Source organism: Streptococcus didelphis DSM 15616 (genome assembly GCF_000380005.1).
GTDB classification, from domain to species: domain Bacteria; phylum Bacillota; class Bacilli; order Lactobacillales; family Streptococcaceae; genus Streptococcus; species Streptococcus didelphis.
In genome coordinates this window covers 1-26,278 of sequence record NZ_KB904198.1, presented here as the reverse complement: position 1 = coordinate 26,278, position 26,278 = coordinate 1, and the positions used below count along the sequence as shown (strand labels likewise).

The 26,278-nt window shown below is 38.7% G+C and carries 21 protein-coding genes and 3 pseudogenes; 13 read left to right on the top strand and 11 right to left on the bottom strand.

Features of this window, described 5'->3' with window-relative positions:
• Positions 1-205: 205 nt before the first annotated feature.
• Genes A3GU_RS0107850 through A3GU_RS0107835 form a run of 4 tightly spaced genes read right to left on the bottom strand, consistent with a single transcriptional unit; the run spans position 206 to position 4,246 of the window.
• The gene (locus A3GU_RS0107850; protein WP_018366993.1) at positions 206-847 is read right to left on the bottom strand and encodes a deoxynucleoside kinase; all 642 of its coding nucleotides are present in this window, start codon (positions 845-847) and stop codon (positions 206-208) included.
• 17 nt (positions 848-864) lie between these two features.
• Positions 865-1,842 (bottom strand): tRNA dihydrouridine synthase DusB, encoded by a 978-nt coding sequence (gene dusB / locus A3GU_RS0107845; protein WP_018366992.1) that lies wholly within the window; start codon positions 1,840-1,842, stop codon positions 865-867.
• Complete coding sequence (hslO, locus tag A3GU_RS0107840) at positions 1,829-2,701, bottom strand: Hsp33 family molecular chaperone HslO (protein WP_018366991.1); 873 nt, start codon at positions 2,699-2,701, stop codon at positions 1,829-1,831. Before hslO ends, dusB begins: the two co-directional genes overlap by 14 nt.
• Before the next feature lie 48 nt (positions 2,702-2,749).
• Positions 2,750-4,246 (bottom strand): AcpB/EbpR/MafR family transcriptional regulator, encoded by a 1,497-nt coding sequence (locus A3GU_RS0107835; RefSeq protein WP_018366990.1) that lies wholly within the window; start codon positions 4,244-4,246, stop codon positions 2,750-2,752.
• A 447-nt stretch (positions 4,247-4,693) separates the two neighbouring features.
• Here A3GU_RS0107835 and A3GU_RS10605 point away from each other — a divergent pair, with 447 nt between their 5' ends.
• From A3GU_RS10605 to A3GU_RS09750, 4 genes and pseudogenes are all read left to right on the top strand, one after another.
• Positions 4,694-5,992 carry an LPXTG cell wall anchor domain-containing protein gene (locus tag A3GU_RS10605; RefSeq protein ID WP_018366989.1) on the top strand — a complete coding sequence of 433 codons (1,299 nt, stop codon included), beginning with the start codon at positions 4,694-4,696 and terminating at the stop codon, positions 5,990-5,992.
• A 124-nt stretch (positions 5,993-6,116) separates the two neighbouring features.
• Positions 6,117-8,087, top strand: coding sequence for a transglutaminase domain-containing protein (locus A3GU_RS10520; protein WP_018366988.1), 1,971 nt, complete (start codon positions 6,117-6,119; stop codon positions 8,085-8,087).
• Between the two features lie 166 nt (positions 8,088-8,253).
• Positions 8,254-8,594 (top strand): annotated as a pseudogene (locus tag A3GU_RS10630) (type II toxin-antitoxin system RelE/ParE family toxin).
• Positions 8,587-9,683, top strand: a pseudogene (locus tag A3GU_RS09750) (HigA family addiction module antitoxin). The pseudogenes A3GU_RS10630 and A3GU_RS09750 overlap by 8 nt, the downstream one beginning before the upstream one ends.
• 132 nt (positions 9,684-9,815) lie before the next feature.
• On the opposite strand, the gene A3GU_RS0107810 reads toward A3GU_RS09750, so the two are convergent.
• Positions 9,816-10,373, bottom strand: coding sequence for a RelA/SpoT-related domain-containing protein (locus A3GU_RS0107810; RefSeq protein WP_018366987.1), 558 nt, complete (start codon positions 10,371-10,373; stop codon positions 9,816-9,818).
• 284 nt (positions 10,374-10,657) lie between these two features.
• Here A3GU_RS0107810 and A3GU_RS0107805 point away from each other — a divergent pair, with 284 nt between their 5' ends.
• Complete coding sequence (locus A3GU_RS0107805; RefSeq protein WP_018366986.1) at positions 10,658-11,782, top strand: Fic family protein; 1,125 nt, start codon at positions 10,658-10,660, stop codon at positions 11,780-11,782.
• Positions 11,783-11,950: 168 nt separating this feature from the next.
• On the opposite strand, the gene gshAB is transcribed toward A3GU_RS0107805, so the two are convergent.
• The gene (gene gshAB, locus A3GU_RS0107800) at positions 11,951-14,221 is read right to left on the bottom strand and encodes a bifunctional glutamate--cysteine ligase GshA/glutathione synthetase GshB (RefSeq protein ID WP_018366985.1); all 2,271 of its coding nucleotides are present in this window, start codon (positions 14,219-14,221) and stop codon (positions 11,951-11,953) included.
• Between the two features lie 256 nt (positions 14,222-14,477).
• On the opposite strand from gshAB, the gene A3GU_RS0107795 reads away from it, so the two are divergent.
• Together A3GU_RS0107795 and A3GU_RS0107790 are read left to right on the top strand one after the other, a co-directional pair.
• Positions 14,478-14,762, top strand: coding sequence for a hypothetical protein (locus A3GU_RS0107795; protein ID WP_018366984.1), 285 nt, complete (start codon positions 14,478-14,480; stop codon positions 14,760-14,762).
• Positions 14,755-15,312, top strand: coding sequence for a DUF6036 family nucleotidyltransferase (locus tag A3GU_RS0107790; protein WP_018366983.1), 558 nt, complete (start codon positions 14,755-14,757; stop codon positions 15,310-15,312). Before A3GU_RS0107795 ends, A3GU_RS0107790 begins: the two co-directional genes overlap by 8 nt.
• Positions 15,313-15,373: 61 nt before the next feature.
• Here the strand turns inward: A3GU_RS0107790 and A3GU_RS0107785 are convergent, their stop codons facing one another.
• Positions 15,374-16,624, bottom strand: a complete 1,251-nt coding sequence (locus A3GU_RS0107785; protein WP_018366982.1) for a toxic anion resistance protein — start codon at positions 16,622-16,624, stop codon at positions 15,374-15,376.
• Between the two features lie 19 nt (positions 16,625-16,643).
• A complete protein-coding gene (locus A3GU_RS0107780) occupies positions 16,644-17,495 on the bottom strand; it encodes a hypothetical protein (protein WP_018366981.1) in 852 nt (283 codons plus the stop codon).
• A 365-nt stretch (positions 17,496-17,860) separates the two neighbouring features.
• Here A3GU_RS0107780 and A3GU_RS0107775 point away from each other — a divergent pair, with 365 nt between their 5' ends.
• Positions 17,861-19,153: an adenylosuccinate synthase gene (locus A3GU_RS0107775; protein ID WP_018366980.1), complete on the top strand. Its 1,293-nt coding sequence runs from the start codon at positions 17,861-17,863 to the stop codon at positions 19,151-19,153.
• Between the two features lie 249 nt (positions 19,154-19,402).
• On the opposite strand, the gene A3GU_RS0107770 is transcribed toward A3GU_RS0107775, so the two are convergent.
• Positions 19,403-20,458, bottom strand: a complete 1,056-nt coding sequence (locus tag A3GU_RS0107770) for an aldose epimerase family protein (RefSeq protein ID WP_018366979.1) — start codon at positions 20,456-20,458, stop codon at positions 19,403-19,405.
• A 249-nt stretch (positions 20,459-20,707) separates the two neighbouring features.
• Between A3GU_RS0107770 and A3GU_RS0107765 the strand changes: the two genes are divergently transcribed.
• The 4 genes from A3GU_RS0107765 to A3GU_RS0107750 are packed head-to-tail and all read left to right on the top strand — an operon-like array spanning position 20,708 to position 24,255.
• Positions 20,708-21,799, top strand: coding sequence for an ABC transporter permease (locus tag A3GU_RS0107765; protein ID WP_018366978.1), 1,092 nt, complete (start codon positions 20,708-20,710; stop codon positions 21,797-21,799).
• 1 nt (position 21,800) lies between these two features.
• Complete coding sequence (locus A3GU_RS0107760; RefSeq protein ID WP_018366977.1) at positions 21,801-22,475, top strand: ABC transporter ATP-binding protein; 675 nt, start codon at positions 21,801-21,803, stop codon at positions 22,473-22,475.
• Positions 22,476-22,520: 45 nt separating this feature from the next.
• Entirely contained in the window at positions 22,521-23,210 is a 690-nt protein-coding gene (locus tag A3GU_RS0107755; RefSeq protein WP_018366976.1) for a response regulator transcription factor, read from the top strand.
• Entirely contained in the window at positions 23,197-24,255 is a 1,059-nt protein-coding gene (locus A3GU_RS0107750; protein ID WP_018366975.1) for a HAMP domain-containing sensor histidine kinase, read from the top strand. The genes A3GU_RS0107755 and A3GU_RS0107750 overlap by 14 nt, the downstream gene beginning before the upstream one ends.
• A 133-nt stretch (positions 24,256-24,388) precedes the next feature.
• Here A3GU_RS0107750 and A3GU_RS0107745 read toward each other — a convergent pair whose 3' ends face one another.
• Positions 24,389-24,898 (bottom strand): phosphatidylglycerophosphatase A family protein, encoded by a 510-nt coding sequence (locus A3GU_RS0107745; protein WP_018366974.1) that lies wholly within the window; start codon positions 24,896-24,898, stop codon positions 24,389-24,391.
• Between the two features lie 97 nt (positions 24,899-24,995).
• Positions 24,996-25,568 carry a hypothetical protein gene (locus A3GU_RS0107740; RefSeq protein ID WP_018366973.1) on the bottom strand — a complete coding sequence of 191 codons (573 nt, stop codon included), beginning with the start codon at positions 25,566-25,568 and terminating at the stop codon, positions 24,996-24,998.
• Positions 25,569-25,696: 128 nt separating this feature from the next.
• Here A3GU_RS0107740 and A3GU_RS10110 point away from each other — a divergent pair.
• A pseudogene (locus A3GU_RS10110) lies at positions 25,697-26,278 on the top strand (IS3 family transposase); the annotation flags it as partial.

Below are 26,278 nucleotides of genomic sequence, written 5' to 3'. Positions count from 1 at the left end.
GAGGGGTTAAAGTTTTATGTTAAGTCAAAATATCAGTTAAGTTCTGTTTTTCTCAACTCAGGACACAGAATCTCGTTTAGAGCCCCGTTTTTCATAGTCCAGTACAGAGTCCTTAGTCGAGACTTTTTTCTCAACTCAGATTCCAGAACTCATCTAGGTTTTTTTCCTCTTACTATTCAGAGCCCCTAGTCGGGTTCTCTTCTTCTTAGATCAAATTCAGTTCTTTGAGTTTTTGGTCGATCATTTCAAGGATAACATCAAGATCAGCTGGGTTTTGGATGAAGTCCAAGGAGTCACCGTCAATTTTTATCTTGGGTGAGGCGTTATAGTTCTCATACCAAGTGGGATATTCATCATGGACCTGTAGGTAGTAGGCCTCCAAGTCGGGATTATCCTTGATTTGTTCAAAGCTTCGGCCGCGTTTTGCAATGCGTTCTAGCATCTTCTCAAAGGAAATATCAATATAGACCAATAGGTCAGGTCTTTTCTTGGGCATGCCTTCAAGTTCTTCCAGCATATTAGCCAGCAAGTCCTGATAAATCTCCAGTTCAGCCTTGGTCACATTGCCATTCTTATAATTAAGGGTCAAGAAAAGCTCATCTTCAAAAATAGAACGGTCTAAAACATTATTATCAGCCCGATAAGCTTCCTTAATGGATCTAAAACGTTTATTCAAAAAGAAAATTTGCAATAAAAAGGCATATTTCTTGGGATCTTGGTAGTACAAATCAAGCACAGGATTATTATCCACAGCTTCATAAAAAACCTCAGTTCCCAAATGTTCTCCTAGGGCAGCAGCCAGCGAGCTCTTACTTGCCCCAATCGTTCCGGCTAGTACAATCAACATGTTTCTCCTTAAAAACCCTAGCGCACCTGTGCAAAAATGGCCTTGACCTCAGCCAAAGTCTCAGCACGAGATACCGCTCCACGAACCTTAGCAGCCCCAGCAGTTCCCCGCAAATAATGGGGCGCCAAACCACGAAATTCCCTGACAGCAATCATTTCACCCTTGAGTGTGATCAAACGTTGCAAATGATCCTCGGCAATATCCAATTTTTTGGAAAATGGAAGATCTGGCAACTCCTGCCCCGTCTCAAAGAAATGATTAATCTGGGTAAACAGATAAGGATTATTCATAGCTGCGCGACCAATCATCACCGCATCCACACCAATTTCCTCAATCATGAACTTAGCATCTTGCACACTGCGGATATCCCCATTCCCAATAAAAGGAATCTTAGTGATAGCCTTAGAAACAAGAGCCAGGGCCTTGTGGTCACAAGTACCCGTATACATCTGCTCACGGGTCCTCCCATGCATGGCAAGAGCAGACACCCCAGCAGACTCAGCAGCCAGAGCATTTTCCACAGCCAGTGAGCTATCAGCCCAGCCAGTCCGCATCTTAACCGTCAAAGGAATATCCAAAACAGAGGTCACCTCTGAAACGATGTGATAGATTTTGTCAGGATTTTTTAGCCACTTAGCCCCGGCTTCATTTTTGACAACCTTATTTACCGGGCACCCCATGTTAATATCAACAATATCGGCCTTGGTATGGGTCTGGATGAAGTCGGCAGCTCGTTTCAAGCCTTCGGCATCTCCCCCAAAAAGCTGGATAGACATAGGATGTTCTGTCTCGTCAATATGGAGCATGTGCAGGGTTTTCTCGTTGTTGTAAAGGAGTCCCTTTTCAGAAATCATCTCCATCACAACCAAGCCAGCCCCAAATTCCTTGGCAATGGTCCGAAAGGCCGAGTTGGTAACTCCAGCCATGGGAGCAAGCACCGTCCGGTGGGGAATCTCAACACTTCCAATCATAAAAGATGAATTAAGCTTTGTCATTGATAATCTCCTCCAAATCTTCTACTGAGAACTGGTAGGCTATCTGACAAAACTGACAGACAATCTCTGCTCCCTGATCTTCTGTTATCATGTCTTCTAGGTCACTTACAGGTAGGCTTACTAGGGCTGATCTGAAACGTTCCTTAGAGCAGTCACAGCTAAAGCTTAGGCTGTCCTCAGAAAGACATTTATAAGCTTCATCTCCATAGATGGCATCTAAAAGGGCCTGACTAGGGTTGTCACTAGCTAGCAAGCTTGAAATAGCAGGCATAGCTTGTAGACGTTCCTCATAGCGGGCAATTTCTTCCTCTGAAGCTCCAGGTAGGGCCTGGACCATAAAACCACCAGCCACCTTGACCTTATCATTCTCATCTAGAAGGACATTGAGGCCCACAGCTGAAGGGATCTGTTCCGACTCAGTTAGGTAGTAGGCAAAGTCTTCGCCAATCTCTCCTGAAATAAGGGGAGTGGTAGACGTATAGGGCTTGCCTGTGCCATAGTCAGTGATCGTAACAAAGTGGCCATTGCCCATAAAAGGACCTACCAAGACTTCGCCGCTTGCTGTTTTTTTGATATCTACCCCTCTATTTTGGATGTAGCCCTTGACATGTCCCTTGGTATCGGCCACAGAAATAATGTGACCAAAGGAGGAGTCCCCAATCACCTTGACGGTAATCTTGCTATCACCCTTTTGATTGCCTGCCAAAATCTGGTTGGCAATCAGGGTCCGACCAAGAGCAACTGTAGACGACGATAAGGTCCCGTGTAAGGCTTGAGCTTTCTTAACTGTTTCTGTACTATCAAGGATAAAGGCACGAAAAGAACCAGATACTGATAGTGATTTAATAATTTTATCCATAACTCATATTATAGCACAAAGACCAGTTTCTGACTCCTATAATCACCCTTAAACTGAGGCATTTTCAATGATTTGTTTTTGCAAACTTTCCTTTAGATGTTGGTGCAGACGATTCAGTGCCAAGGTGGGAACGAGATGATCAAAGAAGTAGATAGCTACCCCATCAACCACTTCTAAGGTTGTGTCTGTAAGTACAATATCGAAGTTTTGAGCTATATCCACAGCCTTAAGATCAGCTTCTTTAAAGACTGTAATATCATAGAACTTACTAGCAAAGGCTTCTAGAAACTGCCCTACATTACAAGAACCTTTTTCCACTACCAAGACTCTCTGCTTAGCAATAATAGTGCTTAGATGGGTAAAGAGATTATCCCAGGTAATTAAGAGAATATAAGTCAGATTTTCAATAAGCCGGTCAGACTGTTCTACATCCCTCGGGAGTAGGTCTTGGATGGTTTCAGTTACATCCTTGTAAAAGAGGGGAAAATCCTTTTTAAAATAGCCTAAAAAGTCCTGACGGTAATCATAGACTAAGAAGTTAAGATGGTAGTCTTCTTCCTGTAAGATAATTGCATTATGAAGCTTACAAGCAACATCTGGCTTCTTAGTAAGTGGGATATTAGTCTTACTTTCTAGTTGACGAAAATTCCTCTCCCAGTGTCTAAGGGTTAGCTTCCTAGTTTTTGCTCTTAATAGTAAGAGCTCATATTGGTGATTTTGCCTAAAAATCAATCCCTCTTTCAAATAGTTTGAAAAGAGTTCAGACAGAGTTAGACTATCTAAACTTAAAGAATAATGATTTTCAAATTCTTGATTTAACCTCTGACCTTCTTTATCTCTACTTAAGAGCTTTGCTAGCTTCTTACTGTTAGAGTAGATAGTACCAACCTTATTTCCTTTAGAATAGCGCAGCAGATTAATTCCTACTAGTAATTTGAGGTGACTAAATAAGGAAAAATCAATTTCAACGTTACCTTTTAAAGTGATGGTATTAATAAGATTATTAACCCACTCCTCATCTAAATAACCCTCAAAAGGCCAATGATGATAGTCGTAGGCTTCTGAGAAGTATTTTAGAAATAGCAGGCGAATATTTTTCTCATCCCCTTTAAAATCTAGAGTGCGTAGATCAATAAAAAGATTAAAGTGTTCTTTAAGATATTGGCCTGTTTTTTTTAAGAGTCGCTTTAATGTTGATAGACTAATGAAGAGTTCTTCGGCTAGTTCCTCCATGGAATCATAAGCTGAAAAAAGAAGTAGCTCTAATAATTTTAATGAGGGAGCTTCCAAAAGGATGCTCTGATAAAACTTCTTTGGTCCATAGGGATCATGATAAGAAATATCTAAATGTGATGACACATAGGTAACATCCTTAACTTCAGTAAAGTTTTCAAGATTAGAAATTTCTGATTGCAGGGTTAAAAATGAGCAGTCTAGTTGATTACAAATCGATTTGTAATCACAAAACTTCTGCTCTTTTAAAAGGTCCACCAAATGTAGCTCACGAGCTTGTTGGTTGGTAAAAAGTGCCTTACTAAATGGCATGTCCGTCTCTCTCCTTTATATGAAAGACCCAGTAGCGGTACCTGAGACTTTCAGAACTGGTATTCAACTTATTTACTATATTACAAATAAGTTGATAAACCTCCTCATTAAAAATAGTCTAAACTTATAGCAATGTCAAGTAAGGGAGCTTCTCCTCCCATCTCATGCCATTCTTCAAATGAAGTTAGTAACTTTTTCATAGATACAAATATAGAACCCATATAATAGGAAGAAAAATAAATTAGATAAAAAACAATATTAATTGTAAATTAATGAGTCATTTATTATATAAAATATTTAAAATATGGTCTTTATTCTAAGCAATTACTCATATATAATTAATTCAAAGCTTTAGATTTGCTCTGTATCCTCCTGCTTTAGGGGCGAAAACAAGCCGAATAAAGCTAATTTACTATAAATAGAGGAAACTTAAGGAGACATTAGAAAATGGCTAAAAAAATTAAAGCCCGTAAACACGCCCTCAGAAAAGCAGTCACAGCTGCAGTACTTGCAGGAACAGCCTTCTCAGCATTTGGAGGAGTAGTAAACGCTAATGAGATGTCAGAAAAATTAGTTGAAATTGTAGCAGAAAGAAATATCAATACATACAATGGAAGAAATGGTGATGAAGAAATATTAAAGAAGCTTAAAACGTTATTAAAAGAGCTATCAACACAAGAACTCCAAGAATTATTGTTAGGTTTAGATCAAGGACGTCTAGGGTATCCATATAACGATTTAAATACTTTTAATCAGTTGGTAGGTTCTTTTAGATATGAAGGTAGTGATTGGAAACAAGAAGCTATTACTTTCGTCTCTTTGCTAGTTCAAGAAGTTCAAAGTAGAGTTGCTAATGAAGCTAAATTGAAGGGTGATATGCTGAAGACAACTGCTGAATTAGAGCAAATGAAAGGTTTAGCTCAAGAGGCGAAAGCTGCTCATAAGAAAGTTGAAGAACAGCTTAAAGAAGCTAGCTATAAAGCAGAATCAAAAACAAAAGAACTTGAAGAAGCAAGCCAAAAATTAACAGATGTAATGTCACGCCTTCAAATGACTGAGCATATGGTTAAAGAAGTCCATGATGAAGCTGAAGCAGCAAATGAAACAATCAAGGAAAAAGATCAAGAAATTAATGGCCTTAAAAAAGACCTTAAAGAAGCAAATGTAGAGCTTGCTGGTTTTGAAGCACAAGTGAAAGAACTCAAGGATCAAGTCGCAACACTAACAGAAGAAAAAGCAACACTTGATGCAGAAGTTGCAGACTTAGAGGCTCAAAATGCTGATCTTGAAGGAAAACTTGCTGTTGCTAATAAAGAGATTGAAGAGCTTAAGACAACTATCGCTAAGATGGAAGAAGAGCATGCCAAAGCAAAAGCAGAACTAGAAGCCCTTATTAAGGCTAAAGATGAGATGATTGCTAAACTTGAAAAAGACTTGGCTAACCAAAAAGAACTTTCTGATAAGGACAAAGCTAAACTTCAAGAAGAAATCAGCCGTCTGAAAGCAGATCTTGAAGCTGCAATGAAAAACTTAAACAGTGGTTCAAAAGGTAATAACAACGGATCAACTGCTCCTAACGCTAACATGAACAAGGATGCTAACCACAATGGTCAGGCTAACCCTAACAAGCAAGAATTACCATCAACTGGTGATTCAGCAGCTAACCCATTCTTCACAGCAGCAGCTATGACAGTATTGGTAGGCGCAGGTGCCCTAGTAGCAGGACGTAAACGTAAAGAAAACTAATCTTACATTTTATCCTACCCCTTTAAGACAAAAAAATACCTAGTCCTCCCAGGCTAGGTATTTTTACCTGGGGGCTATTAAGCCAGGGATAAAAGGAGAGATTAGACCATTAAGGACAAGAGAGATGAAGAAAAATTTTAGGATAAAGGCAGGCCTCCTAGCCCTAGCCACGGCTATTTTCACCCTCTCAGTAAGGGACATCAAGGCCGATTACGATTACAATACCTCTGATACCACTAACTACACGAGCTATTATGGCCTACGCAACACTCCCACAACCCCTCAAGATAGCTATAGTAACGATGACTCAGCTTATACTTATAGTAGAAGAAACTATAGAGAAACCCCTTCATATGAAGATAGCTATAGAAGTTCTAATAGGGATTATTATAGTAGCTCTCCTTATAGAGAAAATTATAATAGCCAAGAGCTTGCACGTTATCAGCAACTAGAAGCTAACCGCAAAGCCCTCATCACAGAGTACAAACGCCTCAAAACCATCAATGAGGAACGCCAACTGACCCCAGAGTCAAGTCAACAGTTAGAAAAGCTTAAATCAGAGGCTGCTGACTTAGGAGAGCAAGTTAACCAAGCTACAAGTCAGTATACAGAAGATTATCATGGAAATTCTGCTAAGCTTAAAGAACAGTTTTCTACCTATCAGGAAAACCTCAGTAAGATTGATATACCAGAAGACTTTAAAGTTAAACATTATTACACTTTTCAGGACTTAGATAGGCTAGATAAGGAGCGTAAAAGCCAGCTCCAAAACAGCTATTCAAGAGATTATAGATGGATTAACACTACTCTAGAAAGCTTAACAGATGGTATTCAGCGCTTAAACTCGGACTTGGTAAAACACCTTAACCAAAACGCCTACACCAACAATAACAATGTTCAGATATTGGTAGACTCTGAGCAAAATATTAGGAAAAACCTGGAAATCGTTCAGGAAGATCTTCGCAGACGTGAGGAGGCAAAAAGGGTTAAACGCCACCTGCCTCAACCAAGATCAAGCCGCCAAGGCCCAACTTTAGAGGAGTTTAAAAACAGTGGCTATAACTCTGAGAGTAAGAACTACAAGTTTACAAACCTCACTGGTTATTATGAAGATTCCGTTAATCTGACGGGTATTAGTGATAAAGAGGAGCTATTAAAGCGTACAGATGAGGCTTATCGTCTCAGAGCTAAGCAGATCCTCTTTACGGTTAAGCTCTCAGAAATGGGTGAGGATATTTCAGCTGGTATCACCCGCTTTATCAACCTCAATGTGACAGAAACCCCTAACGCCCGTGGCGTCTCTCAAGCTTTCTCGTGGAGTATGCAAGGGTTTAAAGGAGAAGATGAAGTAACAGTTACCTTGACTCCTAAATATTACATGACAGGTGACCAGTATACAGAATATTTACAGCATATTCAAAAGTGGACACGTGAAAATATCTATTCAACGGATACAGACCTTGAAAAAGTTGAAAAGATTCAAGATTATATCATGACCAACTATCACTATGCCCGTACAGCAGGTGTTGGTGGTTATACTAAGCAAGGTATTTCCGTTCAGACCCCTTATGCCTTCTTGAAGGATAGTGAGGCTGTCTGTCAGGCCTATGCTCAGATGTTTAAGGACATGGGACATCAGGCAGGTCTAGATGTTTACTATATCCAAGGCTTTGGCGACCCTTATATGGGCAGCAACAGTCTGCACGCTTGGAATATTGTTAAAGTGGGTGGTAAGTTCTACCATATCGACCTAACCTGGAACGATACCATTGACGCAACAAGTAAGAACCGCACCTATACCCTACGTGGGAATAACTTTATGCACAAGACTCACCGTTGGAAAGCTGACTATGAGATTTCTGATGTGGATTATCCAGGCTATTCACGTCCAGCTAGCTACAGCCGACCAAGCACGGTTCCTTACACAAGACGAGCACCAAGCACAGCTTCTCGCCCAGTGCCAGTAAACTATGAAAGCTACCAAGCACCAGCAGCAAGAAGACAAGGTGTAAACCGAAACACAAGCAACACCTCAACCTACCGTAAAAGCCCCGTAGATGAGTGGCTCAAACAAGCAAGACGAAGAGTTGCCTAAAAAACAAAAACAAGTAGCCAAGCACTACTTGTTTTTTTGGTGGGTGGTAAGTTACATCAGTCTTACCTTAGCTTGATGTCTTTATATTGAGGCTTTTAAAAGTTGACAAAAAGCAAATGTATCTCTATCATAAAATTACCAAAAAGGTAATTTGTTGGAGGTCTTGGTGTTAATAAAGTTTGGTAATACTACTGTTAAAAAGCAATGTACAGATTTTAAAAGAGCAAAAAAAAGATTTTTCTGACAAAGTTGCCAAAAAGTTACATAAATTGATAAATTTTATTGAATGTGCAGAGAGTTTATCGGACCTTACGGCACTTAAATTCTATCATTTTCATGCTCTAAAAGGTAAAAGAAGGGGGACAGTATTCCCTAGATATAGATGGAAGAAAAGGTTCTTACAGGTTAATTGTTGAGTTTCGTGATGAAGATTCTGAGCTTATTTTTTCACAATCCACATCTGTAAATGTAATAGGAATTGAGGAGGTCAGTAAACATTATGAGTAATAATCTTATCTATAAAGACCTAATTGCCTTTCATCCAGGATCTTATATTGAAGACATTATTGAAGATCTGAATATAACGCAAAAAGAGTTTGCTGAGAGATTAGGGGTTTCACCTAAGACTATTAGTAAACTTGTTAATGGAAAAGAATCAATTAGTAATGAAACTGCAAATAAGCTTTCTAAACTTACGGGGGTATCTGTTTCAACTTGGATAAATCTTCAAAAAGCCTATGACTTAAAAGTTATTGAAATGGGAAATCAAGATCAAGATGATGAAGAAGCTATTTGTAAGCAGATCCATTTTAAATATTTTAAGGACAATGGCTTTGTAGTTAATAAGACATATAGGATGAAAGAGAAAATTCAAGAATTAAGAAAGCTTCTAAAAGTTTCTAGCTTAACCTATTTGTTAACATTTAAGAACTCTGTAAGTTATCGGAATACGCAAGGTTTTTCAGAAACAGCTATTATTAATTCTAATATTATGCTACAGCTTGCAGCTAACTATGCCAAGAATAAGACTGAAAAAAATATGACGAGGCAAAACTCTTAAACATATTACCTGACTTAAGAGCTATGACCCAAAGTAAGGATAGTTATTTTTATAAGGAATTACAAGAGAAACTCTTAGCTTGTGGTATTATACTTGTTGGCTTACCCGCTTTAAAGAATGCCAGCTTAAATGGTGCTACAAGACGTTTTAAAAACGGGAGTATCTTATTGTTACTAACAGATAGAAATAAACGCTCAGATATTTTTTGGTTTTCCCTCTTTCATGAACTAGGACATATTATCCATGGTGATTTCCATTCAGATATTGAAGATAAGGAAGCCTACAGAGCTAAGGAAGACAAAGCAGATATTTTTGCTCAGAACCTATTGATTCCTGTCGATTCCTATAGGGAGTTTGTAGAAAAAGGAGACTTCAGCAAGCATGCTATTGAAACATTTGCACAAGAAATAAAGATTCATGCTAGTATCGTCCTTGGCAGATTACAAAAAGAAAAGCTAGTAGACTATCATAAGTATTCAGAACTAAAGATTAACTATAATATGATGATAAAACAAGCTACTAAAGTAGAAGAATAAGATTAAAAACAATTAACCCCCTAATCTTTTGAACTGTTCCTTTAATGGGATTGACAGGTCATTTGATTAAGGGGGTTATGTATTTTAGGATATATTTATAGGAATTTTCTAGAGGGATGAAATAGAGGCTTTTTAGACAAAGTTACGTTTAAATAATTTATGACTTTCAATGTTGTGGTCAAGATCTTTCTCATCCCAGATTTGTAGTTCCCAAGGATAGTAGTGATTACTCTTGTTCTTGAAATAAATATGTATTCCTGTGTAGTTGTCTTTATCTCGTAAATACCAGTTTTTGAGGTCAAAGGTCTCTTTCCAATTGTCAAGTTCTTCCATCACTTTTGCGATATCTTCTGATGATAGAATGATACGGGCTCCAAAAATGTCATTGAGAATAGAATTCACGGGATAACCATCTTGTCTTTTTGAAAAACGCTCAATTTTAGCTAGGATACTTTCTGAAGTCTTAACACGATAGACATATGGTATGTCTTTAATATCTGCTTTCATCAAATAGTCGTTGATCGATTCATGTAAGTTTAAGCGATAGTCTAAAATAGCTTGAACAGGCACTTTTGAAAAAGTATGTTTTAGGTTAATTTTTTCAACCTTACCAGTTTCAAAATAGTCTTGTGAATAAGCAAGGTGGATTCTATTAATTTCTGAAATTAATCGTTCAACTTTTTCTAGCATATTATTTCTCCTTAGAAATTCTAATATCATTTCTGATAATTCTAGAGTTATTTTTGTGACTACTTACATGCTTTCTTATTCTGTCAGAGGAAGCCACCCTACAATGCTATTATATAGTAAAAAATATAGTGACACAATATAAAATAGGACAGGTCATATGTATCTACTCTAAAAAGTAAGATAAAAATCTAATTAGGGATATTATATTATAATTTTCCTTGTTTTTTGAAATAAAAATCTTTATAATATAGAAAAGTCTAAAAAATAGTATAAGGAGTAGAGCTATGGCATTACAGGGTCTTCAAAAATTACCAGTCTTGCTGGAAGATAAGCAAGCCTTGAGTCTCTATAAGCGACTGGCAAGAGTAAATAAGGTTTTAGGGAAATTAGATGCTGTCTTGGAGTCATCTATTATTAACTCGTCTATTCTTAGTTTACTTTCTTATAATGAATCAGTGCAATCGACAAGAATAGAAGGAATTCAAGTCACTTTTCATGAAATCATGGAAACTGCTAAGCTAGGTGCCAAAAATTGGCAACAAAGAGAAGTTTTTAATTATAAAAGAGCCATTGACTTTGGTTTTCATAAAATTAAGGAAGGTGAGGTCATATCGACACGTTTAATAAAAGAATTGCACCACCTTTTGATGTCTGATGAGGCTAGGGGAACAACTTCTAACGGAGGAGAATTCAGGAAGATTCAAAATGTTATTGGACCAGATAAGAATATCGAAAATGCTTCTTATATCCCAGTCTCAGCAAATGAAATTGGCGCCTTTATGACTAATCTTGAATTTTTTATCAATGGTGAGTATCATTCCAGCTTAGCATGTGAAGACAATCAAGAAGTGATTACCTTTGATAGCGATACTTTATTAAGAATTGCAGTTGCGCATGCACAATTTGAGTCAATACATCCTTTTTTAGATGGGAATGGTCGCCTTGGGCGTATTCTTATTGCCTTAATGTCTGTTAAAGAAGGACTTCTAAAGCATCCAATCTTTTTCGTTAGTGAAGAACTAGAGAAGGAGAGGATTCGATACTATAATGCACTTAATGCTACCAGAGGAAAAAATCCAGATTGGAACCTATGGCTTAATCTCTTTTTGAATGCTAGTGAACAAATGGCTAATAATATTCTTACAAAAATTCAAAGTGCAGATGAACATGCCAAAAAGGGGCTTTCTATTTGTCTTACGCAAACACAAAAAACAGTTTGGCTTAGTACCTTTAGCTTGCCTGTGTCAACTGCCAAACAATTAGCAGAGGCAACTAATTTCCATCCAGCAACGGTAAAAAAAGCCTTGGACTTTTTAGTTGGAAAAGGACTTCTGGATAAAGACAATTCAGTGAAAAGAAATGTACCCTATTACAATTATGATTTGATTCGTGCCATACAACATTATTAACCCTAATTCTGCCCAGTTAAATCTGGATAGTTTTTTAGCTTTTAACAAAAAATGTACAAGACTAAAAATATCCAGACTAAGTGAAAACAGAGCCTACTAGAGTAATTTCCTGATTTAAGTGGAGATAAAAAACACAAGTAATAAACTTATCACTTGTGTTTGTCTTTTTTAATCCTCTTTATAGATTGGGACTTCAGGGAAGAGGGCTTGGAGGATTTTTGGAGTAATGACTTGTCCGGGGCCTTCTTGGCAGTAGGTGTGCATGTACATGGAGGGGTTAAAGTTAACTTCGATACAATGGCAGTTTGGCTCTTTAAGGCTAGCTTTTTGCTGAATATTAGGGATAATCAGGTCCACACCGCAGACCCAGGCTCCCATGGTTTCGGCCATCTGAGCGGCTAGCTTTTTGTAAGAAGGATCCATCTGGTCGGTGACATCGACAGAATCTCCTCCTGTTGAGATATTAGAATTTTGACGAAGGAAAACTTGTTTGCCCTTTTCCAGCAAGCTATTTTCAGTGTAGCCTTCTTGGGCCAACATGAGTTTTTCAATCTTTCCTAGTTGGATTTTTTCAAGGGGTGATCTGTGATCTCTGCCTCGGAGAGGGTTTTGGTTTTTGATCTCGACTAATTCTTTGATAGTGTGGATACCATCACCAACGACATTGGCTGCTAGGCGCAGCAGGACGGCTTCACATTTGCCATCTAGGATAAAGAAACGGTACTCGGTGCCACTTATATATTCTTCAACTAAGACATGGGAATCTTCCGCAAAGGCGATATCGAGAGCTTTTTCATAGTCGCTTTGGCTACTTGGTTTGGGGAAGATAGAAATGCCTAGGCCGAAGTTAGTGGATTTGGGTTTGACCACCATGGGGCTGTCGGTTAGTTGGGGGTAGTAGTTGAGGGCTTCTTGTTTCTTGGCAAATTCCTGTCCCTTAGGAGTTGGAAAGCCAGCTTGATGGAGGATTTTTTTGGTGACGGTTTTATTGGCCATGGCTAGGGGGACGATATAGCTGTCCTTGGAGCTCATGTTGCCATTTTTGAGGTACTCCAGGTGTTTTTTATGCCAGAGCTTTAGAAACTGGTCATTTTCATCTAAAATTTCCAGATTAATCCCTTTTTGGATGGCATCAAACATGATCATCTGGGTGGATAGTTCCATGCTTTCATAGCCAGCTAGGGCATAGGGAGCTGAGGTGCTTTGCAAGTGGATTTTTTGGGCTCTTGAAAGGCCAAAGGCGGCCAAAGAATGATCAGTGATCTGGGTGGATAGTTTGCCAGCAATGGTTAGTTTGGGGTCAGAAATAGCCTCCGCCATAGCTTGTATGAGCTCACGATAGTAGTCAGGCAATTGGAAATGCTCAATAAGTGCTGTCATAGCCTCCATAAGCTCAGCTGCCTTAGCAGGGTGGGGCAGCTTTTCAAGAGGGTCAGAAAGAGCAACTTCCTCATTTAAAGTTTTTGCGTCCTCAAGGTACTGGTGATCACTTTTACTATCATCTAACCAGAGTAGGGCCAGTAGGATTAAATGAACACTATCAAGGGTTTTTTGGGAAATCCCCAGATCATCAAAGGGGTCAATGTCAAAATTGCGAAGTTCTAAATAGGTAATTCCCTTTGTTAAATAGTCACGACTGTGCTGACTGCCACGCAATCTGACAGCTGAATAAAATTCACGTTCCCGTGAGAGCTCTTTACTTGCTATGGCCTTTTCTAAGCTGTCTATATAAGCCTCTAAGGAGTCATAGGAGACCTGGACGGACTTTTTATTGATGTAGCCATAAGCTTGGCTAGAACGCAAACCACGCACGATTTTCTGGGGACCGTTTTCATAAAATCCTTTTTCAGCCAAGGGGCTGGCAGAAAAAAGGTAGGTTAATAGCCACTGATAACGGAGGTATTGGCGGGCTAGTTTCATATAAAGAAGGTTAATGAAGTTTATTTTATCTTCTTCATCACTTAATTCAAAAAGTTTTTGGATGAGGTCATCACCTAGCCCGAAATTATAATGAATGCCTGAAATAGCTTGACGCAAGACGCCATATGAGCGGCTGATTTTCTTTCGATAGCTAAGGGCAGCGGGATCTTCTAGCTTGGCAATCTGAAAATCCTCTTCCTTAGCATGGGGTGGCATGGAAAGGGGCCAGATATACTGGTCCTTGTCTAGGGAACTCTGTGCCACATCAAAAATAGCCATGAGGCGGCGCCTTGCTTCTGTGGTAGACTGAGAAACAGGGGTGATGCATTCCATTTGTTGCTCACTAAAATCAGTCTGAATATAAGGATGGAAGGAACGAGAACCCAGCACTTGGGGATGGTCACTTGAGGCAATTTTCCCTCTGCTTGTGATCCTAAGGCCTTCTCTTTCAAGACCAAAGCTTGCATCTAAGATATTAGTTGTTCGTGATAATTTTTGTAGTAAAAAATCTAGGACCATTACTAGTCTCCTTAACTGTCTTTCTTTTGTTCCAGTTTACAGTTTCAGCCCTAAAAATACAATTTTAAAACACGCAAAAAAAGAAAAATCACTTGTATTGGAAGTGATTTCAATTAAGATGGCTACCTCTCCATTTCCTCCTGTGTCTCAAGACCTTGGTCTAGCTTTACACTAGTGAATGGTTAGGTTATAATGAAGGGAAAAAGAGATGACTATTAATAGTAAGGTATATAAATCTTTAAGGAGGAAGGGACAAATGGATTGGTATGATTATATGATAAATGCTTCTGAACAATCACGTTTCAATGCCAGTCATTGGTTTCGTTACTTGAGAAAAGTTATTTTTGAAGACTCTTCTTATTTAACGGATGATGATGTCAGACGTCTATTAGCTTCGGAAGAATTAACAGACTTTCAAAAAGTCAGTTTGAAATATGCTGTTCAAGAGCATACCCCTACACATGCCTACGTAGTTTCTTTAAACAAGCCTGCAAAATTAAGCAATGTCCAAAAAATGATGGAGAAATATAAGCATGGATAAAATGAAACCTGTTTTTGAAGCCTTAAACAAGGAATTGATAGCAGCTAATTTGAACTTAACAATTATCTGTGTGGGTGGTTATGTCTTAGAATATCATGGTTTACGAGCCACCCAAGATGTAGATGCTTTTTATGAAGAGAATCAAAAAATTAATGAGATTATAGCTAAGGTAGGACAACAATTTAGCCTCAATACTCATGAAGAACTGTGGCTAAATAATAATGTGGCTAATATGAATAGACAGCCACCAATTGAGTTATGTGAAACCGTATATTACTTTGAGAACCTAATTGTTTTAATAGCTCCAATTGAATATGTTTTGGGAATGAAAATGGTAAGTAGTAGAGAACAAGATTTAAAAGATATTGCTGCTATTATTAAGTATAAGCATCTCCATTCCCCTTTTAATACTTTTGATAGTTTAAAAAAGCAGGGTTTTGAAAATATTGATTTTTCTGTCCTTCTAGAAGGTTTTAGTTATGCCTATGGTATAAGGTGGCTAGAAGAATTTTTTAAAGAAAACCAAGATCAACTGAGTCACTATTACTGATAATCAATCGACCATAAAAAAGATAGCTTCCCATTAATTTAGAAGCTATCTTTTTTTGTGGCTACCTCTCCATTTCCTCCTGTGTCTCAAGACCTTGGTCTAGGAGTGCCTGGACTATTTTTTTGTCTCTTAGTTTGACAGAGTCGTTAATGGTTTGGGCTGATTGGATAATGGTGTTTTCTAATTGTGCTCGTTTGTTTCGGCCAGCATCAATGGCCTCAATAATGCCATTATTTTGTTGGACCAAGCTTTCTGCGAGGGCTGTTACTGACTGGATAGATAGGGTTGGATTTTGGGCTGATCTTTCAATAACAGGTATAGCTTCTTTACTAGTTTCAGCAAGCATCTCTAGGGCAGCATTATTAGCTCCTACAATAGCGTCAGCTGTCAGACCCGACTGGACAGATTGTTGCAGAATACCAAGCTGGGCAATGGATAATTTCATTGTTGGAATGGTGTTGCGACGTAACATTCCCAGTTTTTGACGCATGTCAGAAGAAACCTTGACGAGGTTGCGCATCTGAGGACTTGTTGTCCAAGCGACATAAAGACGACTGACATACTCTGTGTGCTGCTGCTCAAGGGTATTGACCACTTCAGTGGTTCTAGCTAGCTGGTTGCTCTTTGTTTGATAATCTGGTGTAGTTGAGTCTAGCCTAGCCAATTCTTTTTGTAAAAGCTGGGCTCGCTGAGAAGCCTCATTCTGGCTAGCTTCAATAAAGGCAATAACCCCCACCAATTTTTCAATAGACTTGCTATTGTCTTCAATAAGGAGTTCTGCTGAAACAATATTACGGGCTAGTGTATCTTCTTGCTTAACAACAGCAGCAGCCATTGCGTCCATCTTTTGTTCAATGCTTTGGGCATCAAAATAGAATTCCTCAAGGGTATTTTTCCCTTGCTTGAAGAGTTTTTGTAGGAGGTTGGGTTTCTTTTGCAAATCAGCAGGGCCCACATCCTTGTACTTGGCCACAAAGCCTTTGAGTTCTTGATTGGTTTTTTTCAGGAGCTCATCTACTTGGGGGATTTGGATTTTCTTTTGCTCCTTGAGGATATGGTTGACAGTGCTGTTAACTTCTTCTACGGCTGATTGGCCAAAATCAAGCAGTTTGTTTTGATCTGTCATGAAAGAGTCCACTAAGGCTGGCACTTTAGAGCTAATCTTAGCTTGTTGCTCAGGGCTTAACTTGGCAAAAAAGGAAATAGGTTTGCCTGAGGGATCAGCCTCATTTTTTAGGATTTCAGTGGTCTTGTCGCTTTTACTGATGGTACTATCAGCTATTTGGTCAATATCAAAATTAAAATCAGACATGGGAAACTCCTTTATTCTACTACTCTAGGTCTGTGTCAGGATTTTGTGACTGTTTTTGTATTATGCGTAGGCTGATGTCAAAATCTTTGAGGTCACTTTCGTTTAATTTTCTCAAGGTTTCATCAAGGTCTAAATCAAATTCTTTCAGAGCTTCAAGAGCTTGGTCTAGCCTTTCTTGGGCATTGTAATAGTCTTTAGGAGAGGCCTTGATTTTCAGGTAACCATTTAGGATGTCATAAAAATGCTGCATGCTGCTTTCATGGATAGCTGCTAGTTCAGCACTATTGTCGGCAAGCTTAATTTTTTCAATGATGGCCTCGCTATCCTTGAGGACACTTTTATAGATTTTGGTTACTTCTGGGGCATCTTGACTGACAAGTTTATCAAGGACCAATTCTTGGCTCATCTTGCTGTCTATTTGAGCTTGTTCTAGTTGCAAGACGGTATCAACCCTAACGTTATCAGCTTTTTGGTTGATACGTTTATAAACATCTTGAGGAATGTAGGGTTTTAGTTGGTAGGATTCTTCCTTGATAAACTGGATTTTGGGTAAAAGCTGTTGGGCAAGTAGCTGGAAATTCTGGATATCTTGTTCAAGCAGGTACTTGCTCAGCAACTGGCTTTGTTTGTCTGCTAGGTGGACAGTATCTTTTAAATTCTGGATGCGCTTAGCTCTTTCTTGGCTGTAAAGTTCTAGCTGTCTTTTTTTCACTCGACGCCCTCCTATGCCTAGGGCAATTGCTAAGAGCAGGGCTATTTCTTCCGATAGGAAGGATTGAAAGAAAATCAAAGCAAGGAAGAAGGTCCATAGGCTGGTCCAAGGGGGGAGTTTTGGAAGGTGCTGAATAATAGTATCAAATTTTGATGACATCGTTTCTCTTTCTATAGCTAGTCTTGGGTGGGTTTTGGTCTTTTATCTACTCTTATTTTACCTTAAAATTGCTGATTCTTAAAGGGTTTATCTTGATTTTCAGCTAGCTTGTTTGGGCCTGTTTTCAGAAATTATGGTTTTCTAAACTTGCTAGCCTGATTGTTCGGTTTTTGTATTTTTTTGACTAAAAATAAAATAAGAGCCTGATTCTTTTCTTAATATTTGGTCTAAATATGGAAAGAATTATCATTTTTTGCTATAATAAGTTGTAAGACAAACTCGTAGGTGAGATTCCTGCCATGTTTTTCAAGAAAGGTGAGGACCAGCTTTCAGTCTTTGAAAGGCGAGTCCTATCGTAAATTATTATGACATCAGTAGTAGTTGTTGGTACCCAGTGGGGTGATGAAGGTAAAGGTAAGATCACTGATTTTTTATCTGCAGATGCAGAGGTGATTACACGTTATCAAGGTGGTGATAATGCTGGCCATACTATCGTTATTGATGGTAAGAAGTTTAAATTGCATTTGATCCCATCAGGGATTTTCTTCCCAGAGAAGATTTCAGTTATTGGTAATGGTGTGGTGGTTAACCCTAAATCCTTGGTGAAGGAATTGGCTTATTTGCATGAAGAAGGGGTTACAACAGATAATCTTAGAATTTCTGACCGTGCCCATGTTATCTTGCCTTACCATATCAAACTAGACCAGTTGCAGGAAGATTCTAAAGGTGACAATAAGATTGGAACTACCATCAAAGGGATTGGTCCAGCTTATATGGACAAGGCTGCGCGTGTTGGTATTCGGATTGCTGATCTGTTAGACAAGGATATTTTTGCTGAACGTCTTAGAATTAACCTAGCTGAAAAAAACCGTCTTTTTGAAAAAATGTATGATAGCACAGCTCTTGATTTTGACAGCATTTTTGAAGAGTACTATGCTTATGGTCAAGAGATTAAAAAATATGTCACAGACACTTCTGTTATCCTAAATGACGCCCTTGATGGTGGAAAACGTGTGCTTTTTGAAGGCGCCCAAGGGGTTATGCTAGATATTGACCAAGGAACTTACCCATTTGTAACCTCATCTAACCCAGTTGCTGGTGGTGTTACTATCGGTTCTGGTGTTGGTCCAAGCAAGATTAACAAGGTTGTTGGTGTATGTAAGGCCTATACTAGCCGTGTTGGTGATGGACCATTTCCGACTGAACTTTTTGATGAAGTTGGTGAGCGTATTCGTGAAGTTGGTCATGAATATGGCACAACCACAGGCCGTCCACGCCGTGTTGGTTGGTTTGACTCAGTTGTTATGCGCCATAGCCGCCGTGTATCAGGAATCACCAACCTATCTCTCAACTCGATTGATGTTCTTTCAGGCCTTGATACCGTTAAGATTTGTGTGGCCTATGACCTTGATGGTGAGCGTATTGATTACTACCCAGCAAGTCTAGAAACCTTAAACCGTTGTAAACCAATCTATGAAGAATTACCAGGTTGGCAAGAAGATATTACAGGTGTCCGTAGCCTAGAAAACCTTCCTGAAAATGCCCGTAACTATGTCCGCCGTGTTGGTGAACTCGTTGGTGTTCGTATCTCAACCTTCTCAGTAGGACCAGGAAGAGAACAAACAAACATCTTAGAAAGCGTTTGGGCAAATATTTAAAAAAGTAAAAGAAAAGACGTCTCAGGTGTTAGATTTTTCTCGCACTTACTCATAAAATTGACATTCAATATCTCGCATGATAGAATGAACTTACGAAAATATAGTGCACAAGCACACTGAAGCCCCTAAGGAAGCCTACTTCCCTAGGGGCTTTTTTTCAGTGTCGGGCTAGCTTCAGCATTTATCATTATATCATGCAGGCTTGCTTTCAACCTAGCTAGGACATTATCACTTTTGATTGATATCTTTTTATAACTCTCTTAAACTTAGCCGATACTTGGTTTTATGTCTTACTTCCTGATTAGCCTTGATGATCGGAGAGGGAAAGTGAGGGAAATTGACAGCATTTGGATAAAACTGAGTTTCCAGACAAAAGCCAGCTCTTTTTCCATAAATAGTCCCGTCTTTTCCTTTTTCATTGTCAATGAAATTACCTGTATAGACTTGTACTCCTGGCAAGTCAGTAAAGACTTCTAATTGGATTCCAGTCTGGTCTCCTATAGCTCTAGCAAAGGGTTTAAGTAAGGAAGGTTCTGTCAGAATCCAATTGTGGTCATAGCCCCCAGCATAGAGGATTTGTTGCTCCTTAGCATTAATATCACGGCCAATAGGCTTAGCCTCTTGGAAATCAAAGGCACTTCCTGTAACCTCTCTAATCTCTCCACTAGGAATAGCAGCCTCATTCTCAAGCGGGGTAAAGGTTTTAGCCTTAAGCTGCAAAGAATGGGCCTCAATAGAGCCACTTTCATGACCATTAAGATTAAAGTAACTATGATTGGTAACATTAAAGAGGGTGTCCTGGTCACTGATAGCTTTATATGTAATGGTCAATTCATTCGTCTGATTAAGTTCAAAGCTTACTGAAAATGTCAGATTGCCAGGATAGCCTTGGTCTCCATCAGGACTCTCTAGAGACAAGGTCAACTGGGTCTCACTTGTTTCTTCAGGGACTAATTGAAAGAGCCTTATTTGATAGCCATTAGGTCCACTGTGGAGATTGTTTTCCCCTTGATTTTGCCTTAGCTGATAGGTTTTACCATGCAGGGAAAAACGGCCCCCAGCCAAACGCCCAGCACTTCGTCCCACCGTACTTCCAAAAAAGGTCTCTGTATTTTGAAAATAATCCTGGGCCTGCTCATAGCCCAAAACGATATCTCTTAAGTCGCCATTTTTATCAGGCACCAAAAAGCGCCTAATACTAGCTCCAAGATTGATTATCTCCACTTGCAGACCAGAATCATTACTAAGACTATAGGTTTCTAGCCTGCCCTTTGAACAGAGCTGACTTGTCCTTACAAGCGCCATAGAATCTCTCCTTATTCTTTTTTATTATTAGTTATAAAAAGCAAAGCTGATAAGCCTTACCCTATCACACAGTATTGTAAAACCTTTTCATTATTTTGTCTATGCTTAAGCTATTTGGTGAGCTTAAACCAAGGCTGTGCTACTTTTTAGTGACAAAAACTTAGCAGATTGTCACCTTTTCTTCTTGAGGTCACATTGAGGTCACAATTGAGCTGTATACTGGTCAAGAATAAAAAAGGAGTGAAACAGATGAAAATTGCATGGAGTGAAATAAGGTTCCAACCAAAAAAATTTTTCTTGGTTGAATTATTGATTATCTTGATGATGGTTATGGTCATTTTTTTAACAGGCCTAACCAATGGTTTGGGTCGGGCAGTGAGTGCTCAGATTGAAAACTATGGCAAGGTCACTTATCTCTTATCAGATGATGCAGAAGGAGTGATTAGCTTTTCCAACCTTACAGATCAATCCTTAAAAGAGGTAAAGTCCTTAGACTTAAAAAACAAGGCAGGCCTCAGCATTCAAAGATCAGCTATCAAGGAAAATGCTGACGCAGAAAGCAAAGATATTACCTACTTTGCCATTGAAGACAGTTCACTATTAAAGCCAAAATTAGTAGAAGGAACTGACTTGTCTGGCAACAAGGCTGAGATTATTCTTGACGCTTCCTTTAAAGATAAGGGCATTAAAAAAGGAGATAGCATTAGGGATAATGGGTCAGAAAAAGTATTAAAAGTAGTAGGCTTTGCCCCAGATGCTAAATATGGTCACAGTTCTGTAGGCTTTATTAGCCCTAAGACCTTTGAAGCCATCCGTCAAGTCAATATGCCTAGCTACAAATGGCGTCCCCAAGCCTATGTAACAGAAGATGATAAGCTGGCAAAAAGTCACCTGAAAGATTCACTAAAAGCCTATAATCAAAAGCAAATCATTGAGAAAATTCCGGGCTATCAGGCAGAACACATGACCTTATCAATGATAACTTGGGTCTTATTGATTGTTTCTTCAGCTATTTTGGGAGTTTTCTTCTATATCTTAACCCTTCAAAAATTAAGACAATTTGGGCTCTTAAAGGCTATTGGTATGTCCATGACAAAGATAGCAGCTATTCAGTTGTCACAAATTTCTATTTTGGCTATTTTAGGTGCAGTGCTTGCACTGGCAATAACTACTCTTTTAACTAGTATTCTACCAGCCAGCATGCCCTTCTTTTTAAGTCTGGATAAGATTATCTTGGTTCTTATCAGCTTTTTAGTCATTGCAGTAGTGTGTGGCGCTTTGTCACTAGTGAAAGTTCGCAAGGTTGATCCGATAGAAGTAATTGGTGGAAATGGAGAGTAAGATGGCAATTTTAGAATTACAAGGTATTACAAAAAAATTTCAAGATGGTCAAGACTATCAAGAGGTACTAAATAATCTAAACCTAAGTCTTGAGCAAAATGAATTCGTGGCAATCTTAGGACCATCTGGCTCAGGTAAGTCTACTCTTTTATCTATTGCCGGTTTACTCCTTTCAGCTGATAGTGGACAGCTTAAGATTGCTAATCAGGACTTGTCGCACTTGAAGCAACAGGAGTGGACCAAGAAACGTCGGGAATTATTAGGCTTTATTTTTCAAGACCATCAACTCTTACCCTTTATGACAATCAAAGAGCAATTACAAATGGTTGCTAAGATGAAAGGTATGTCTAAGGCAGTAATGGATAAGGAAATTGACAGGCTCTTGTCAGAGTTAGGCATTAGTAATTGTCAGGATAAGCATCCTAATCATATGTCAGGAGGGCAAAAACAAAGGGCAGCTATTGCGCGTGCATTTATCGGGGACCCTCAGTTGATTCTCGCTGATGAGCCGACAGCTAGCTTGGACCCTGCAAAAGGTAAAGTTATTGCGCAGCTTATTCAAAAAGAAGTCAAGAGTAAAGAAAAGGCCGCCCTCATGGTGACGCATGACCGCAATATTTTAGAATTTGTTGATACTGTTTATGAATTAAAGGATGGGGCCTTGCTTAAACTTTGAGTCTAGTGTCTTTAGCTGTGATATAATAGGGCAAAAGGAGTTATTATGTTTAAAGTAATGGTCGCAGAAGATGATAAGTCTTTGAATAAAATCATATCCACCAAGTTAAAGCAGGCTCATTATCAGGTTTTTTCTGTTTTTGATGGTCAAGAAGCCTTAGATTTAATGGCTGAGCAGCATATTGACTTGTTGATTACCGATATTATGATGCCTGGTAAGGATGGTTATGAAACCTTGTCTGATCTACGAGCAGCGGGTTATCAATTGCCTGTTTTAATGATCACGGCAAGGTCACAAATGGAGTCACTGGAGCAGGCTTTTAAGCTAGGTGTTGATGATTATTTGGTTAAGCCTCTGCGTCTATCAGAACTTCTTCTGCGGGTTCAGGCTCTTTTAAGGAGGGCTCAGCTTGAAGCAGACCACATCTTGTTTTTAAAGACAAGCAAGCTTGATTACCAAGCCTTGACCTTGACCAATTTGGAGACCCAAGAGGTCACCCAGGTACCCCCAAAAGAATTTTACGTCCTCTATAAGCTCTTAAACCATCCGGAAAAAATTTATACCCGTCTTGATTTATTAGATGAGATTTGGGGGATGGAAGATGAGCGTGATGAGCGACTGGTGGATGCCTGCATTAAAAGAATTAGGCATAAGTTTAAGGATAATAAAGACTTTGACATCGTTACTGTTAGGGGCCTAGGTTATAAAGGAAGAATAGAAAATGAAGAAGACTAGACAGCTACACTATTCCCTTCGTTCTTATTTTGTGGTCTTGTTTATTGGCATTTTAGCTGTGACGTGTTTGCTAGGGCTTTTACTCCTTGCTTTCTTAAAAGAACTAGTAGGGATAAAGGCTGGCCTTGTTTTTTGGATTGCTCTTTATACTTTTTTTATTATGTGTATGGGGGGCCTGATGATGTGGCAGGGATCTATTCACCTAACCAAGCCTATCAGTGACCTAAATGAGGCTGTTAAGCGGGTCTCTTCAGGAGATTTTTCAGTTAAAATAAGTAGAAAAGCCTATCCCAAAGATCAGGGTCTCTATCATAATGAAATTGATGAATTGTCACAAAATTTCAATCAAATGGCAGAAGATCTGCAAACTATTGCTCAACTACGCCAAGACTTTATTTCCAATGTTTCCCATGAATTAAAAACACCAGTTGCTTCTCTGGCAGGAATTAGTGAACTCTTATTAGAAGACCAATTAAGCAATGAAGAAGAAGCTGACTTGCTGGACATTATGCAGGCTGAAACTATGCGCCTAAGCAGGCTCTGTGATGATATTTTGAACTTATCTCGTCTGGATAAGCAAGAAAACATCAGTCCAAGTCCTGTTAGGATTGATGAGCAGCTGCGACAAGCAGTTATTTTACTGACTGAGAAATGGAAGGATAAGGCTATTAGCTTAGACTATAATAGTCAAAGTCTGACCCTATTAACTGAGGCTGACTTGACCATGCGGGTCTGGCTGAATATCTTAGATAATGCCATCAAGTATTCCCCTCAACAAGTCAGCTTGAAAATAAGCTTGGAAGACAGAAAAGATGGAGCCCTAGTCACTATTAAAGATAAGGGATATGGTATCTCAGAACAAGCTCAAAGAAGAATCTTTGAACAATTCTATCAAAGTGATCACTCCCATTTACAAGAAGGCAATGGCCTAGGACTTGCTATTGTTAAAAAGATAGTAGACTTACTTGGTGGTCAAATAAAAGTTGACAGCCAACTTAATCAAGGTACTAGCTTTGCCATCTATCTTCCCAACCTAAAAACATAAAAACTAGGGGCTGGAGTGATATTGTCAGATAATTTCATAAAAAAGACCTCGACAATTAGTTGTTCTCTACCTAATTGTTGAGGTCTAGCTCTAAATAAAAGATTTCTTCAGTCTAAGCAGTATAAAAAGCTGCTTATTTTTTATTGGTGATGGCACTTTTATCGGGGTCGTTATGGGCAAGTCGGCTGGCTGCTGCCGCTGCTATGGCACAGATGATATCATCTAAAAAGGTGTGGCAGGCTTTGCCATCTTTTAGGTTTAATTGTGCAATAATGCCTGGCTTTACCTTATCTAGATAGCCATAATTGGTGAAACCAATAGAGCCATACAGATTGACAATTGAAAGGGCTAGGATTTCATCAATACCATATAAGCCTTGGTCTGTCTTTAAGATGTCGAGGAGAGGTTGTGATAGTTGATTTTTTTCAGCTAATTTGTCTAATTCAACACCTGTGATGATGGCATTTTGGACTTCACGTTTTTTTAAGACAGCTAAGATATTATCCTGACATTCTTCAATGGTTAAATGAGGAATATATTTATTTTGTAAAAACATGACCAAATCAGCCATGTCAGCTAAGCCAATACCACGCTCTTTTAAAAGCTGATAGGCCACCTCTTGTAATGGTAAGTTACTCTTCATAAAGAACCTCCTTTTAGACTTATTATACCATACTGATTAGAAAGCTATAAAAAGAAGGACAGGCCTAAGGGACCTGTCTCATCTATATTTGCAAGACTTACAAAAGATCTAAGATGATACTTTGTAGTTGTTTAATGTCTTGTTTACTTGGGAAATTATTAATAACAAGGCTAACCTGGTTAGCATTTAGGGCATTTTCTGGGATAGAACAGTTAGAAATAACAATATTAAAATTTCCAGCCAAATCGCTTCTGTTTTTGACATCTCTAATTTTGATCTGGTTAGAATTAAAGAAGAGTTTCAAGTAATCAGCTAACATCTTGCTGTGGAAATAGCCGAGGGTGCTGATAACTCCAATTGAAATGCTTATTTTCAAGGAAGCTTGAAAGAGCAAATCCTCCCAAACCGAAAGGATAATAAACATAAGATGATCAAGGAGTAGTTCATCTTGGGCTTTATCAATGTAGTATAAATAACTTTCTAAAAAAGAAATAATACTCTTAGTATCAAGGGGTAGGTAACTTTCTTGTTTTGTGATAAAACGAAACTTTTTTGACTCTAAAAGATTGCTGTTGTGGGTAACATTAAAAGGAAAAAGAAAGGTTCCGTTGTGAATTTTACTAATTAAGAGTTGTTGATTGTAGAGGTGGATGCTTAGCTTGTCAGCCAAGTGAGGGATTTCTTTTTGTAGAAAAATATAAGAATTGGTAAAGACAAAATTGTTATTAATGAATCGGTTACACTAAACTAGACAGAATTTATAAAGTGTTCTACACTAAAGAAAACAGGAGAACAGATATGTCTAGAAAAATACGTCGCCACTTCACCGATGATTTTAAGCAACAAATTGTTGACCTCCACAATGCTGGAATGAAACGAAGTGAGCTTATCAAAGAATATGAGTTAACGCCCTCAACCTTCGATAAGTGGGTTAGACAAGCCAAACTAACGGGTTCCTTCAAGTCTGTTGATAATATGACAGATGAACAACGGGAACTGATTCAACTCAGAAAACGCAATAAAGAACTCGAAATGCAATTAGACATCCTAAAGCAAGCGGCAGTGATTATGGCACGAAAAGACAAGTAATCACTGCAAACAAGGATAAATATAGCATTTCAGCCATGTGTCGTTGGTTGAACATTCCTCGTTCTAGCTATTATTACAAAGCTGTAGAGCCAGTATCTGAAGCGAAACTTGAAGAAAATATCAAAGCTATTTTTCTCGAAAGTAAGGCCAGATACGGATCCAGAAAAATCAAAATATGCTTGAATAACGAAGGTATTACACTTTCACGTCGTCGGATTCGACGCATTATGAAGCGACTCAATTTGGTTTCTGTTTATCAGAAAGCCACCTTCAAACCACATTCCAGAGGCA

Bases quoted from the DNA above. Each gene is read 5' to 3' on its own strand.
- A3GU_RS0107850 (WP_018366993.1), bottom strand. From the start codon at position 847: ATGTTGATTGTACTAGCCGGAACGATTGGGGCAAGTAAGAGCTCGCTG.
- dusB (WP_018366992.1), bottom strand. From the start codon at position 1,842: ATGACAAAGCTTAATTCATCTTTTATGATTGGAAGTGTTGAGATTCCC.
- hslO (WP_018366991.1), bottom strand. From the start codon at position 2,701: ATGGATAAAATTATTAAATCACTATCAGTATCTGGTTCTTTTCGTGCC.
- A3GU_RS0107835 (WP_018366990.1), bottom strand. From the start codon at position 4,246: ATGCCATTTAGTAAGGCACTTTTTACCAACCAACAAGCTCGTGAGCTA.
- A3GU_RS10605 (WP_018366989.1), top strand. From the start codon at position 4,694: ATGGCTAAAAAAATTAAAGCCCGTAAACACGCCCTCAGAAAAGCAGTC.
- A3GU_RS10520 (WP_018366988.1), top strand. From the start codon at position 6,117: ATGAAGAAAAATTTTAGGATAAAGGCAGGCCTCCTAGCCCTAGCCACG.
- A3GU_RS0107810 (WP_018366987.1), bottom strand. From the start codon at position 10,373: ATGCTAGAAAAAGTTGAACGATTAATTTCAGAAATTAATAGAATCCAC.
- A3GU_RS0107805 (WP_018366986.1), top strand. From the start codon at position 10,658: ATGGCATTACAGGGTCTTCAAAAATTACCAGTCTTGCTGGAAGATAAG.
- gshAB (WP_018366985.1), bottom strand. From the start codon at position 14,221: ATGGTCCTAGATTTTTTACTACAAAAATTATCACGAACAACTAATATC.
- A3GU_RS0107795 (WP_018366984.1), top strand. From the start codon at position 14,478: ATGGATTGGTATGATTATATGATAAATGCTTCTGAACAATCACGTTTC.
- A3GU_RS0107790 (WP_018366983.1), top strand. From the start codon at position 14,755: ATGGATAAAATGAAACCTGTTTTTGAAGCCTTAAACAAGGAATTGATA.
- A3GU_RS0107785 (WP_018366982.1), bottom strand. From the start codon at position 16,624: ATGTCTGATTTTAATTTTGATATTGACCAAATAGCTGATAGTACCATC.
- A3GU_RS0107780 (WP_018366981.1), bottom strand. From the start codon at position 17,495: ATGTCATCAAAATTTGATACTATTATTCAGCACCTTCCAAAACTCCCC.
- A3GU_RS0107775 (WP_018366980.1), top strand. From the start codon at position 17,861: ATGACATCAGTAGTAGTTGTTGGTACCCAGTGGGGTGATGAAGGTAAA.
- A3GU_RS0107770 (WP_018366979.1), bottom strand. From the start codon at position 20,458: ATGGCGCTTGTAAGGACAAGTCAGCTCTGTTCAAAGGGCAGGCTAGAA.
- A3GU_RS0107765 (WP_018366978.1), top strand. From the start codon at position 20,708: ATGAAAATTGCATGGAGTGAAATAAGGTTCCAACCAAAAAAATTTTTC.
- A3GU_RS0107760 (WP_018366977.1), top strand. From the start codon at position 21,801: ATGGCAATTTTAGAATTACAAGGTATTACAAAAAAATTTCAAGATGGT.
- A3GU_RS0107755 (WP_018366976.1), top strand. From the start codon at position 22,521: ATGTTTAAAGTAATGGTCGCAGAAGATGATAAGTCTTTGAATAAAATC.
- A3GU_RS0107750 (WP_018366975.1), top strand. From the start codon at position 23,197: ATGAAGAAGACTAGACAGCTACACTATTCCCTTCGTTCTTATTTTGTG.
- A3GU_RS0107745 (WP_018366974.1), bottom strand. From the start codon at position 24,898: ATGAAGAGTAACTTACCATTACAAGAGGTGGCCTATCAGCTTTTAAAA.